The 13,698-nt window shown below is 54.4% G+C and carries 11 protein-coding genes; 9 read left to right on the forward strand and 2 right to left on the reverse strand.

The features are described 5' to 3' along the window. Positions 1-205: 205 nt before the first annotated feature. Positions 206-2,773, forward strand: coding sequence for a xylan 1,4-beta-xylosidase (xyl3A, locus tag FDZ78_RS02285; RefSeq protein WP_123399034.1), 2,568 nt, complete (start codon positions 206-208; stop codon positions 2,771-2,773). Between the two features lie 148 nt (positions 2,774-2,921). Here the strand turns inward: xyl3A and FDZ78_RS02290 are convergent, their stop codons facing one another. Further along, positions 2,922-3,683: an exodeoxyribonuclease III gene (locus FDZ78_RS02290; RefSeq protein ID WP_123399035.1), complete on the reverse strand. Its 762-nt coding sequence runs from the start codon at positions 3,681-3,683 to the stop codon at positions 2,922-2,924. Positions 3,684-3,872: 189 nt separating this feature from the next. On the opposite strand from FDZ78_RS02290, the gene FDZ78_RS02295 reads away from it, so the two are divergent. From FDZ78_RS02295 to FDZ78_RS02325, 7 genes are all read left to right on the forward strand, one after another. Continuing rightward, positions 3,873-4,532: an ABC transporter ATP-binding protein gene (locus FDZ78_RS02295; protein ID WP_107031356.1), complete on the forward strand. Its 660-nt coding sequence runs from the start codon at positions 3,873-3,875 to the stop codon at positions 4,530-4,532. A 27-nt stretch (positions 4,533-4,559) separates the two neighbouring features. Further along, positions 4,560-5,792: an ABC transporter permease gene (locus FDZ78_RS02300; RefSeq protein WP_107031310.1), complete on the forward strand. Its 1,233-nt coding sequence runs from the start codon at positions 4,560-4,562 to the stop codon at positions 5,790-5,792. Positions 5,793-5,819: 27 nt separating this feature from the next. Beyond that, entirely contained in the window at positions 5,820-7,064 is a 1,245-nt protein-coding gene (locus FDZ78_RS02305; protein ID WP_107031309.1) for an ABC transporter permease, read from the forward strand. Between the two features lie 64 nt (positions 7,065-7,128). Continuing rightward, positions 7,129-8,229 (forward strand): efflux RND transporter periplasmic adaptor subunit, encoded by a 1,101-nt coding sequence (locus FDZ78_RS02310; RefSeq protein ID WP_107031308.1) that lies wholly within the window; start codon positions 7,129-7,131, stop codon positions 8,227-8,229. 52 nt (positions 8,230-8,281) lie between these two features. Then, complete coding sequence (locus FDZ78_RS02315) at positions 8,282-9,577, forward strand: TolC family protein (protein ID WP_123399039.1); 1,296 nt, start codon at positions 8,282-8,284, stop codon at positions 9,575-9,577. A gap of 189 nt (positions 9,578-9,766) precedes the next feature. Beyond that, a complete protein-coding gene (locus FDZ78_RS02320) occupies positions 9,767-10,468 on the forward strand; it encodes a Crp/Fnr family transcriptional regulator (protein ID WP_123399041.1) in 702 nt (233 codons plus the stop codon). A 94-nt stretch (positions 10,469-10,562) separates the two neighbouring features. After that, positions 10,563-11,936, forward strand: a complete 1,374-nt coding sequence (locus FDZ78_RS02325; RefSeq protein WP_136409007.1) for a sodium-dependent transporter — start codon at positions 10,563-10,565, stop codon at positions 11,934-11,936. 28 nt (positions 11,937-11,964) lie between these two features. Here the strand turns inward: FDZ78_RS02325 and FDZ78_RS02330 are convergent, their stop codons facing one another. Next, positions 11,965-12,414 carry a PepSY-like domain-containing protein gene (locus FDZ78_RS02330; protein ID WP_136409008.1) on the reverse strand — a complete coding sequence of 150 codons (450 nt, stop codon included), beginning with the start codon at positions 12,412-12,414 and terminating at the stop codon, positions 11,965-11,967. A gap of 206 nt (positions 12,415-12,620) precedes the next feature. Here FDZ78_RS02330 and FDZ78_RS02335 point away from each other — a divergent pair, with 206 nt between their 5' ends. Next, a complete protein-coding gene (locus tag FDZ78_RS02335) occupies positions 12,621-13,574 on the forward strand; it encodes a glutaminase (protein WP_123399045.1) in 954 nt (317 codons plus the stop codon). Positions 13,575-13,698 lie beyond the last annotated feature (124 nt).

Here is a 13,698-nt window from a genome sequence, read left to right on the forward strand (position 1 = left end):
CAGCACAAAAGTAGTAAGAATCCGCCTAACTGCCAAACAGCCCCCCGCCAGGGCATTTGGATTTAAGAAGTTTTAATCGTATCTTTGCATAAAACCAATCGGCTATGACAAAAGTCGATAGCCCGCGGGATATGGTTTTCTTTACAATAAGGCTTCCCAGGCTCCTGCATCGCCAATCCAATCAAATTAAACCATTCATAGATCCATGAAACTTACCCACGCGATAGTATCTGCCGCCTTGCTCGCCATGACAGCTCCGGCTGTAAGCGCCCAGATGCTACCCTATCAGAACCCGGCCCTCTCGTCGACCGAGCGTGCCGAGGATCTCTGTTCGAGACTCACTCTCGAAGAGAAAGTGAAACTCATGATGAACTCCTCACCGGCCATCGAGCGCCTCGGAATTCCCGCTTTCGACTGGTGGAGCGAGGCTCTACACGGTGTGGGCCGCAACGGCCTGGCCACAGTTTTCCCCTCTTGTATCGGCATGGCCGCTTCTTTTGACGATGACCTTATAGAAGAGGTGTTCACCGCCGTCAGTGACGAAGCCCGCGCCAAAAACACCCTCGCCCGCAAGCAAGGTAATGTCGGGAAATACAAATGCCTCTCCTTCTGGACCCCGAACATCAACGTGTTCCGTGACCCCCGCTGGGGACGCGGTCAGGAAACCTACGGCGAAGACCCATACATGAACGGCCGGATGGGCCTCAGAGTGGTTCGCGGACTCCAGGGTGACGGAAGCGACAAATACTGGAAACTCCACGCCTGCGCCAAGCACTATGCCGTGCACAGCGGACCTGAAAAGACCCGCCACCAGTTCGACATCAACACCCTCCCCGCCCGTGAACTGTGGGAAACCTATCTCCCCGCATTCAAGATGCTCGTGCAGGAAGGCAAGGTGCAGCAGGTCATGTGTGCCTACCAGCGTTTCGAAGGCGCTCCCTGCTGCGGATCTGACCGCTTGCTCAACTCCATACTTCGCTACAAATGGGGCTTCGACGGCCTCGTGGTCAGCGACTGCGGCGCCATCGGCGACTTCTACCGCGAAGGTCGCCACGAAGTATCGAAAGACGCTGCCGCCGCCTCGGCCCTGGGTGTGCTCAGCGGCACCGACGTGGAATGCGGAAGCGTCTACAAACGGCTCCCGCAGGCTGTGTCACGCGGAGACATAAAAGAGTCTGACATCGACGTCAGCGTAAAGCGTCTGCTCAAAGGCCGCTTCGAACTCGGTGACTTCGACCCAGACTCACTCGTCTCCTGGACCTCGATACCTCTGAGCGTGGTCAACTCAAAAGCCCACCGCGATCTCGCCCGCAAAATGGGACGCGAACAGATGGTGCTCCTGAAAAACAACGGCCTGCTGCCCCTATCGCCCAAGTCTGGCAAAATTATGGTCATGGGCCCCAATGCCGCTGACTCCACCATGCAGTGGGGCATCTACTACGGACAGCCCGGCCACACAGTGACCATCCTTGAGGCTCTGCGCGAACGCCTCGGCCAGGATCTGCCCTACGTGCGCGGATGTGCAGTCACTCAGATGACCGACCGCGAGAGCGTGTTCGGATCGATGACCAGCTCCAAAGGCCGCGGCATGGAGGCCACTTACTGGAACAACACCAGAATGGAAGGCACTCCAGCAGCTGAAACCGTCTATACCTCAGCCATACAGCTTGACAACGGAGGCAACACCGTGTTCGCCCCCGGAGTCAACCTCACCAACTTCACCACCCGCATCAAGGGAACCCTCGTGGCCGACCGCGACGAGACCCTCAACATGATCTACAACAACGATGACGGCCTCCGCATCATCATCAACGGCGACACCGTCCACAACCGCTGGAAAACCGATCCCCTCGGCTTCCGCGAACGTGAACTCCCGGTGAAGAAAGGCCAGAAATATGACATCGAGGTTGACTACATGCAGCTTGAAGACGATGCCACTCTCAATTTCGACATCATGCGTACACGCCAGGTGACAGCGGCTGATGCCGTAGCCCAGGCCAAGGATGCCGACGTGGTGATCTTCGCAGGCGGCATATCTCCCGCCTATGAAAGAGAAGAAGCCAAAGTGCGCGAACCGGGATTTGACGACGGTGACCGCACCTCGATCGAGCTCCCCGCTCCCCAGCGTGAAATCCTCAAGGCCCTCCACGAAGCAGGCAAGAAAATAGTGCTCGTCAACTGCAGCGGCAGCGCAGTGGCCCTCACTCCCGAAAACGAAACCTGCGATGCCATTCTTCAGGCATGGTATCCCGGCGAACAGGGCGGATATGCCGTGACCGATGTGCTCTTCGGCGACTACAATCCCTCCGGAAAGCTCCCAGTCACCTTCTACAGGGATGACTCACAGCTCCCGGCCTTCGACGACTATCTGATGGCAGGCCGCACCTACCGCTACATGCGGCAGGCTCCGCTCTACCCCTTCGGCTACGGCCTGAGCTACACCACTTTTGACATCTCGAAGCCGAAATACAAGAACGGCAAAGTGACCGTCAGCGTCAAAAACACCGGCAAGGTCAGCGGCACTGAAATAGTGCAGGTCTACATGCGCCGCCCCTCTGACACGGCAGGCCCCAACAAGACCCTCCGCGGCTATACCCGCGTGGATCTCGCTCCCGGCCAGAGCAAGACCGTGGAAATCGACTTCCCACGCGAACTGTTCGAGAACTGGGACGAGGCCGTTCAGGAAATGCGCGTCGTTCCCGGTGAATACGAACTGATGGTCGGCTCTTCAAGCGATGCCAAAGACCTCAAGACCATCAAGGTAAAAATCTGAACGGAAGCACACCGCAAATAAGAGGTTGTTGTTAAAAAACCTCTAAAAAGCATACCTGATAATAAAAGTCACCGTCAAGGACGAAAATTCCTCTGACGGTGACTTATTATTATTATTTAGATCGCGTTCCTCAAAATGTATGGCCGGATCAGGACTGATCGGTCAGATACAGTTCCACGGGACAATGGTCCGACCCCATGACATCGCCTCGGATATTGGCATCGGCCAGACGCGGAAGCAACCGCGAACTGATCAGGAAGTAGTCTATACGCCAGCCCACATTCTTCTCGCGGGCCCGTGCACGATAGCTCCACCATGTGTAGGCATCCTCAAGATCCGGATGGATAGCACGGAAGGTGTCGACAAAGCCGCAGTCGAGCAATTTTGAAAACTCGCCGCGCTCCTCGTCGGTAAATCCAGGGTTACGGCGGTTAGACTTGGGATTCTTCAGGTCGATCTCCTGGTGGGCCACATTCATGTCACCGCAGATGATCACCGGTTTCTGACTGTCAAGCCCGCGGACATAATTGCGGAATGCCTCCTCCCAGGCCATACGGTAGTCCAGACGGGCAAGCTCCGACTGCGAGTTGGGAGTGTAGACCGTCACCAGATAACAGTCGCCCATGTCAAGAGTGATCACACGCCCTTCGCGGTCATGCTCCTCCACACCGATGCCATAGCTGACCGACAGCGGGCGCTGACGGGTGAAGATGGCCGTCCCCGAATAGCCCTTGCGGTCGGCAAGATTCCAGTAGGAGTGATAGCCCTCGAATTCGAGCTCAAGCGCGCCGGGGCTGAGTTTGGTTTCCTGAATGCAAAAAAAATCTGCATCCATTGAGGCGAAAAGCTCGTCAAAGCCCTTGCCGCACACAGCTCGCAGGCCATTGACATTCCATGAAACAAATTTCATTTTTATCGTATTTTCAGTTGTTTACATAAATTTAACACTACAAAGATACGGATTTCAGAGCTTTTTCTGACGCAGGCTGTAACTATTTAGGTAATTTTGCGTCTAATTAGGAAAAAACATCTTAAAAACCGTCAGTGTTTCCTGCACACCTGACACCATGCCAATCGGTATAATTTTAATTCTGCTATGATTATCAGCCTGAAGGACATCAATAAATCTTATCCCGGAGTCGTGCCCCTGCATGTGCTCAAAGACATCAACCTCACCATTGACAAGGGAGAGCTTGTCTCAATCATGGGTGCGTCCGGTTCCGGAAAATCCACACTGCTGAACATACTCGGAATTCTTGACAATTATGATTCCGGAGAATACTGGCTCGACGGTGTCCTCATCAAGAATCTGAGCGAGAACAAGGCCGCCGACCTGCGCAACTATATGATCGGCTTCGTCTTCCAGTCATTCAACCTCATCAGCTACAAGAACGCTCTTGAAAACGTGGCTCTTCCGCTCTTCTACCGCGGAGTGTCGCGCCGGCAGCGCAACAGACTCGCTATGGAACAGCTCGAACGCATGGGAATGGCCGACCGCGCCACCCATCTGCCCAGCGAACTCTCAGGCGGACAGAAACAGCGTGTGGCCATTGCCCGCGCACTGATCACCAAACCCTCCATCATTCTCGCCGACGAACCCACAGGCGCTCTCGACTCAAAGACCTCGCGTGAGGTGATGCAGGTGTTCCGCGACCTCAACGCCGAAGGCATGACCATAGTTATAGTCACGCATGACCCCGGTGTCGGCGAACAGACAAACCGCATCATCCGCATTGCCGATGGCCGTATAGTCAGTTAAACTCAACAACCTTGTCTGACAACTCAAATGTTTGATCTCTTAAATGAAATATTAGCCACGCTGCGCAACAACAAACTGCGCACCGCGCTGACCGGCTTTGCCGTTTCGTGGGGCATCTTCCTGCTGATCGTGCTCCTGAGCGTGTCACGCGGACTGGTCAACGGCATGGACGCGATGTTCGGACAGCACGACACCGAGACAGTGTCAATCCGCGGCGGCTACGCCCAGAAAGCTTACAAAGGGCTGAAAGAAAACCGCCGTGTGCGCCTGCGCGACAAAGACATAGCAATAGTGGCCTCGCAGAACAGCAATGTCGCAGCCGAGGTAGTGGCAAGCGTCACAAACGACTCGGCTCAGATCTCCACCTCCAAAGACTATCTGACCGACGGCTACAAAGGGGTCTATCCGGCCGAAATACGCAACAGCGGCGTGACCATCGAGAAAGGCCGCTTCATAAACCAGAGCGACATCAACAGCAAACGGCGCGTGGTGGTGATCCACACGGAATCGGCCGAAACCCTCTTCGGCGACAAAGATCCCATAGGGCAGCAGGTCAAGATCTGCAACCTGTCATTCACAGTCGTAGGCACTTACAGGCAGGAATGGCGCCGCGACAACTTCATCCCCTACACCACCGCACGCTCCATGAGCGGAGGGTCGGACTACGTCAACAACATCACCGTCAAACTCAAAGATGTCAGGACGCTTGAAGAGAGCGAAAACGCCGAGAAAGGCTTCCGCTCAACCCTCGGCCGCCAGCACACCTTCGCTGACGATGACAGCGGAGCCCTCTGGATCTGGAACCGTTTCTCTGACTATCTGACCACCTCCTCGGCAATGGGAGTGCTTGGCATGGCTGTCTGGATAATCGGGCTGCTGACCATGCTCTCAGGCATAGTGGGCGTGAGCAACATCATGTTTGTCTCGGTGCGCGAACGCACCCATGAGATAGGCGTGCGCCGCGCCATCGGAGCCAAGCCACGCAGCATACTGCGGCAGATCATACTCGAAAGCGTGGCCATCACCACTCTTTTCGGTTATGTCGGCATAGTGTTCGGAGTGCTCGCCGCCCAGGGCATCGCCGCCCTCACGGCAGGAGACGGCGAAGGCGGACACCAGATACTCAAAGATCCCACTGTAGATCTTGCGATAGCCTTCCAGGTGACACTCGTGCTCATCATAGCCGGAGCGCTCGCAGGCCTCTTCCCGGCCATGAAATCATTGAAAATCAAACCGGTCGAAGCCCTCAGAGATGAATGACCATCAGCCAAAACGCCACTACGATAAATGAAAAATCCAATATTTGACATAGAAAACTGGCGCGAGATAGGCACAACCCTGGCTCAGAACAAGACGCGCACTTTCATGACCGCCTTCGGCATCTTCTGGGGAACGGCGATTCTCGCCATGCTCATAGGCGGTTCGAAAGGCCTCAAAAGCTTCATGAGCCGTAACTTCGAGGGCTTTGCCACGAACGTGGCCATCGTGTTTCCGGGCCGCACCACTGTTTCATACGGCGGCTTCAACAAAGGGATGGAAGTGCAGCTCAACCTGCAGGATGTCATCAACATCCGCCGCGCCATCCCTGAGATAGAAAACTCATCGGCTGTCAACAATCTCTGGGGCGAGGCTCTCTACGGGCAGAACCAGACCACCGCACAGCTGACCGGAGTGGAAAGCGGCTATGACAAAATCTTCGTGCCTAAGATCTACGAGGGCCGCTTCATCAACGAGGCCGACAACGCCCACAGCCGCAAAGTATGCGTGGTAGGCAAAAAGGCCGCCGACGAACTCTTCGGCTCCGAGTCAGGCATAGGAAAAGACATCTCGCTCAACGGCATATATTACAAGGTGGTAGGCATTGCCGGACAGACATCCGAAATACGCATGGGTGCCGAACTTGACGAGTCTGTCATCATCCCCTACAACTCGATGCGGGCCAACTACAATCTCGGTAACGATGTGGGCATGTTCATGATGACTCTGCGCAGCGGCTACTTGCCCGGCGACTATGAGAAAACCGTGCGCCGCCTGATTGCACGCAACCACCCGGTCGATCCGGCTGACAAAGGAGCTGTGTTCTTCATCGACGTCTCGGAGAAGTTCAAGATGGTCGACAATCTCTTCCTGGGCATCACGCTGCTTGCCCTCGTGGTAGGCGCCGGCACTCTGATGTCAGGCATCATCGGAGTAGGCAACATCATGTGGATAATAGTGCGGGAGCGCACCCATGAGATAGGCATACGCCGAGCGCTCGGCGCCAAGCCACGCGACATCATCACACAGATTCTCTCCGAGAGCATGGTGCTGACCACCGTGGCAGGCCTGGCAGGAATAGTCCTGGCCATCCTGCTGCTCGGAGGAGCCGAAATGGCCTTCTCCGATGACCGCGGCACCATAGCCTTTCAGCTCTCCTTCAGCCAGGCCGTGACCATCCTTGCCACCTTCCTCGTGCTCGGTACGGCCGCAGGTCTGATCCCGGCCATAAAAGCCATGAGGATCAAGCCGATCGAGGCGCTCAACGACAAATAACCCATCATGCCACACCGGAACAAACAACAGAAAATATAACCAACGTAACCCCATAAAAAACGCTATGAAGAAAATTTTGCGGATATTCATGTGGTGTCTGATCGCCGCTGTTTTCATCGGGACATTCGTCTATCTTTTCATGAAATCCCGCCCGGAAAAAGAAAAATATGAACTCGTCAGCCCCTCGACCGGCGAGATCGAGCGCAGCACTGTGCTGACAGGCAAGATAGAACCGCGCGACGAGATCGAGATCAAGCCTCAGGTATCGGGCATCATCTCGGAGATCAACGTAGAGGAAGGCGACATGGTGCAGGTCGGTGATGTCATAGCCCACATCAAGGTTGTGCCTGACGAAGGCCAGCTATCCTCGGCCCTGTCACGGATAGCGACCGCCAAAATCAGCCTTGATGACGCGCGCGTCAAGCATGAGCGCAACCAGCTGCTCTATGACAAGAAAGTGATCAGCCGCGAAGAGTTCGAAACCACCGCCACCGCACTCGCCCAGGCCAAGGCCGAACTGAATGCGGCTGAAGACGCCTACTCGATTGTCAAGGAAGGTGTGTCGAAAACCAATGCCAAGGAGAGCAACACCCTTGTGCGCGCCACCATCACCGGCCTTGTGCTCGATGTGCCCGTCAAAGTGGGCAGCTCGGTAATCCAGGCCAACACGATGAACGACGGCACCACCGTGGCCACCGTTGCCGACATGAACAATCTCATATTCGAAGGCAAGGTTGACGAGACCGAGGTCGGACTCCTCTCCGTGGGCCAGCCCATGAGCATCTCGATCGGCGCCCTCCCCGATCTGAAACTCGATGCCGTCATCGAACTCATAGCCCCCAAAGGCACCGAGACCAACGGAGCGAACACCTTTGAGATCAAGGCGGCCATCAAAGTGCCCTCAGGCGACACCCTGCGCGCAGGCTACAGCGCCAACGCCACCGTGAGCCTCAGCAAGGTCTCCGATGTGCTTACCATTCCGGAAAGCGTCATCGAGTGGGAAGGCGACAGCACTTTCGTCTATGTACTCACCGACAGCCTGCCCGAACAGAAATTCGAGCGCAAGGCCATCAGAACCGGCACCTCTGACGGCATCAACATCCATGTGACCGACGGTATCGAAAAGACTCAGCTGCTGCGCGGCGGCGCGGTCAAGAAAAACTGACAGACAGCCACCATTTCGCTAACACACAAGAGGTTATTTAAAAAGAATACAGATGAAACGCTTATCATTACCGCTGCTGCTGTGCTCGATGGCCATCGCTTCCGCCTCGGCCGAGACCTGGAGCCTCGACAGCTGCATCAGCTACGCACTCGAACATAACCTGCGGATAAAGTCGGCCGAGATCGAACGCATCCAGGGCGAATATTCCGTAACCGAGGCCAAAGACGCTTTCCTCCCCACTCTGAATGCCTCTGCCTCGCAGAATTGGGACTTCGGGCGCGGCCTGACCTCGTCAAACACTTATGCCAACCGCAACACCTCCATGTTTTCATGGGGCGCGCAGATGTCACTGCCCGTTTTCCAGGGGCTCAGAAACATACGCCAGCTGCGCTATTCCAAATCCTCTCTGACAGCGCTTGAGATGCAGGCCGAAGCCGCTCGCGACGAGGTGCGCCTCAGCGTCATCACCGATTACCTGCAGGTGCTCTACAACAAGGAACTCCTTGAAGTGAGCCGCGAGCAACTGCGCCTGAGCCAGGTGCAGCTCGAACGCCAGAAAGCGTTGCTCGAAGGAGGCAAAGTGCCTGAGGTCGACGTGATCCAGGCCCGGTCAAAGGTGGCGCAGAGCGAGGTCCAGGTGGTCAATTCAGAGAACGAATATCAGACCTCGCTTATAAATCTGGCCAAAGACCTTGAACTTGATGATATCAGCGGCTTTGAAGTGACGCCGATCGACGAGAACAGTCCGGCCATTGCAAGCGCCGACGAAGTCTATGCCAATGCCCTGGCCAACTATCCGGCTCTACGGGCCTCACGGCAGAATATCAAAGCGGCTGACGATGCCATATCAGTGGCCCGAAGCGGCTATCTCCCGCGTCTGAATTTCAACGCCGGGCTCGGCAGCAGCTACTACACCGTGTCAGGCCAGCAGGGAGAATCATTCTCAGCCCAGATGAAAGACAACTTTTCCAAGCAGCTCGGCTTCTCGCTCTCGGTGCCGATCTTCGACGCACTCTCGACCCGCAACAACGTGCGCCAGGCCAAAGTGCGCAAACTCAGTGCCCAGATCAACCTCGCACAGCAGGAAAGCGAACTCCACAAGAGCATCCGGCTCGCCTATCATCAGGCAGTCGGAGCCGAAAAGAAGTTCGAGGCCGGGAAAATAGCAGTCGAGGCCGCCAAGGCATCTCTCGACGCCATGACCGAAAAATATACCTACGGAAAAGCCAATGCCACCGAGTGGGAACAGACACAGTCGGACTATATAACCGCCCTGGCCCAACAGGTACAGGCCAAATATGAGCTGATTCTGCGCAACCGTGTGCTGCAGTTCTACAACCGCAAGTAGCACTACCCCATACAATCGTCAATAAAAAACTGTTTCAACAGCAGATTTCCACAATTTATATGAAGGCAAAGGCTCATCAATAGGCCTCTGCCTTCATATTTGTAATTTTTAACATCTCTTTGAGGATGCGGGCCACTACAAATTGCTAATTTTGCGTGTTATATAACATAGTTGCTCGACACTCTACTCATGGTCAAAAGTACAATTGAAAAAATTCTGACGGAAGAACTTGCTGAAATCTGGGCGCTTCTCACCAACGAGGAAAAGCGCAAACTGATTGATAATTTCACCATCCACCACTACAAAAAGAACCAGATCATCTATGCAGAAAAGGAGGACCCAGAATATCTCTGGGCCCTTATTGACGGCAAGGTGAAGAAATACAAGGACGGTGTAGGCGGCAGAGTCCAGATTCTCCGGCTTGTCAATCCCGGCCAGTATTTCGGCTACAGGGCTTTCTTTGCCGGCGAGCCATACGTGTCAAGCGCCGCGACAATCGAGCCTTCGACTTTAGGCACTCTGCCCATGAGCCTTGTAGAGGAGATGATCAGCAAAAACAACCGGCTTGCCATGTTTTTCATCCATGAGCTGTCACGCAACCTCGGCAATTCAGACACTAAAATCGTCAATCTCACCCAGAAGCATATCCGCGGACGCCTTGCCGAAGCCCTGATAGTGCTGCTTGACACCTACGGCTATGAGGAGGATAACAACATGACTCTGAAGATCTATATGGCCCGTGAGGACCTTGCGAATCTCTCGAACATGACCACCTCGAACGCCATCCGCACACTGTCGAACTTCGTCACGGAAAAAATAATCGTGGTAGACGGCCGCAAGATCAAGATACTTAACGAACCGATGCTCCGCAAGATCTCCAAATTCGGATGACACAGCGACTTGGCCGGGAGGGTCAGAGGATAATGGAGTTTGTTTGAAAACAGCTTCTGAAACACACTAAAACACACAATCTATATAATTGCAAATGTCACAGAAAACTACTTTCGCATCAAAAATCGGGCTGATCGCCGCTACTGTAGGCTCTGCGGTCGGACTCGGCAACGTGTGGCGCTTTCCGGCCGAAACCCAGGCCAACGGAGGCGCGGCTTTCCTGCTCATCTATATGGCCTGCGTCTTTCTGCTCGGAATTCCGGTGATGACAGCCGAATTTTCGCTCGGACGCGGTGGAGCCTCTGACGCCACGGGAGTTTTCCGCAACGTCACTCCCGGCAAGAAGGGCTGGTGGCTTGTAGGCGCGCTTGCCATTCTCGCATCGTATCTGATATTGTCATTCTACATGGTCGTGTCCGGCTGGACGCTTGAATATCTTGTGCAGTCCGTCACCGGCCATCTCTATTCTTCGGCATCGCCGGCTGTCGGACCTGATGATGCGGAAAGACTTTTCAGTGACAAGATGGCCCAATATATCACCGGGACTTATCGCCCGCTTGTGATGACCTACATCATGCTTGCCACCAACCTTTTTGTGCTGCTGAAGGGTGTGCAGAAAGGAATCGAGAAGATGTCGAATATCATGATGCCGCTGCTGTTTGTGCTGCTGGTGGTGTTCTGTGCGGTCTCGCTGTCACTGCCAAAGGCTGCCGAGGGAGTGGAATTTTTCCTGGAGCCTGATTTCTCGGCAATCTCGGCCGGGACTGTGGTCAACGCTCTGGGCCAGGCCTTCTTTTCGCTCAGTCTTGCAATGGGTATCCTCGTGACATATTCGAGCTATTATCCTAAAGACACAAAGCTCACCCGCACGGCTGTCACCGTCTCGCTTCTGGATCTTGGAGTGGCTATTCTGATGGGGCTCATAATTTTCCCTGCGGTGATGACATTCGGACTTGCCGATCACAATCTGGCCGGTTCGGCGCTGGTGTTCATCACGCTGCCTGAAATTTTTGCCCAGATGGGGAGCACCCAGGTCTGGTCGGCGCTCTTCTTCCTGCTTCTGTCGGTGGGTGCTTTCACATCGACCATATCGCTGGCCGAAGTCTCGGTAGCATTTCTGGAATGCCGTTTCAGTTTCAGCAGGACAAAGGCTGTGCTGACTGTGATTCTGCCGCTTTTTGTTCTCAGCTCAATCTGCTCTCTTTCTGTCGGGCCGTGGAGCGGCTATACCATATGCGGCATGACCATATTCGATTTTCTCGACACGGTGGCAACAAACATCATGCTTCCGGTGGGCGGCATTCTGATGTGCATCTACATGGGATGGGTGGCTCCGCGTTCGTTCTTCCACAACGAGATGACAAACGGCGGCACGCTGAAATCACACATTTTCGGCATTGTGGCCTTCATTGTGAAATGGGTGGCTCCGCTGCTGATAGCGACAGTGCTGGTCAGCCAGTTCATCTGACCGGTCAGAATTGCGAGGGGCGGGAATATCATGAGTCTACGGTCTTGCCGTCGGGATAGGTGACTTTTCCGGTGGCGATGTCATAGGTGATGACTGTATTTTCCATAGTCAGTTTATAGAAATGCGCATCGCGGCTCATGCGATAGACGGAGTTCTGCAGCTCTACACTCTGAAGATAGTTGAACAGAGCCGGCGGGAGCTGATTGTAGACAAGGACTTCAGGCAGGCGGACACCGTTGCCGTCAATCGAAGTCCAGGAATAGTCGCTGTCAAATGACAGAGTGGCTCCGTTGGTGATTTTTACCTGATAGCCGTTGTCGGTCTGATTGTAAGAACTGAGCCCGCTTCCGGGATAATACTGTTCGACAAAGGATGTTATCGGGGATGGAACTTCGTCCCAGACATTGGATGAACAGGCTCCAAGAACAATGATGCCGACAACTATCGGCAGGAAGAGGAATTTTTCAAGGCGGCTCATAAGCAGTAGAAGATTTGTAGATGAAGATTTTTATACAGATTAAACATAATTTTGCCTTAAATTGTTGAACATCACTCCATAATTAACACATTACGCCGGTCATGATTTCAAAAATCCGCTAAAATTGGATAAGTTTCCGTAAAAGCGCCCAACATACGCCGGCGGCCAGAGGTTATAATGACAGAAAATTTTAACCTCAACTCATTATGGAAAGAATCATAAAACTCGCTGACCTGAAGTCTGCGGTACAAAAAGCTTATGACAGTCACAAAAACGATACATGCGGCACTCCTGATCCGAAAACCGCAGACATGAACGAAGGCTTGTTCGGCATTTCGGTGCGGCTGACTGACGGCTCTAAGTTTGACATCGGCCACACTCAGGCTCAGTTTGCAATGGGGGCCATCAGCCGTCTTCCGATAGCTGTGCAACTGCTTACCCAGATGAAGCCTGAAGAGCTTGTAGGGAAAATGGGGCTCGGAAAGAATGGCTGCAAATGCGGATGCCAGTCTCAGCCTGACAAACAGGGAGAGAAACCGCTGAAAGGGCTCCACGCCAAGGGTGTGCGGGCTGTGAGCCTTGTTGAACCTACGGGCGATTTCGACGGCAAGATGGAGATTCTTTCCGATATAATGGTCTCGCTGATGGGATCGTCGCCCGTGCTTGATGACCGGCTCTACAAAGCCTCAATGGCCGAGAATGCCGGGGCCGATAAGGTCAATGCTTTTGCTGATGCGGGCTATGAACTGTATGATGCCGCTGATATTTCGATTGACCTCTACACGCGCCTGCGCTCGATGCTCGTGACCACCGAACAACTTGCCCAGATGGGTGCTACAATCGCTGCCGACGGAGTCAATCCGGCTACTAAGGAGATTGCTTTCGACGGCAGTCTTTCGGCCTCACTTTGCGCCATGATGGCGGCCAAGGGTCCGAAGCATATGGGCAAACCGTGGCTGATCATCACCGGTGTGCCTGCAATGTCGGGCTTCGGAGGCGGTTTTGTGACTGTCATTCCGGGCTTCGGCTCAATCGCAGCGTTTTCGCCCGGACTCAACGAGGCCGGAGTTCCCGCCAAAGCGGCCAAGGCAGTGAAAGAGATACTGACTGAACTTCAGCTCAACGTCTTCGGCAGCGCCAGAGTCAAGGTGGAAGTCTGAGTTTTTTAGAATCCTCATATCTGACCGAAGGGTATAATAAGCCCCTACAAGCGCCATCGGTGCGGGAGCCGTCTGTGTTACGGCAACCGGGACCGGTGGCGTTTTTGTCGGAATACGGCTCCGG

This window comes from Duncaniella sp. B8, assembly GCF_005304985.1.
Classification (GTDB): domain Bacteria; phylum Bacteroidota; class Bacteroidia; order Bacteroidales; family Muribaculaceae; genus Duncaniella; species Duncaniella muris.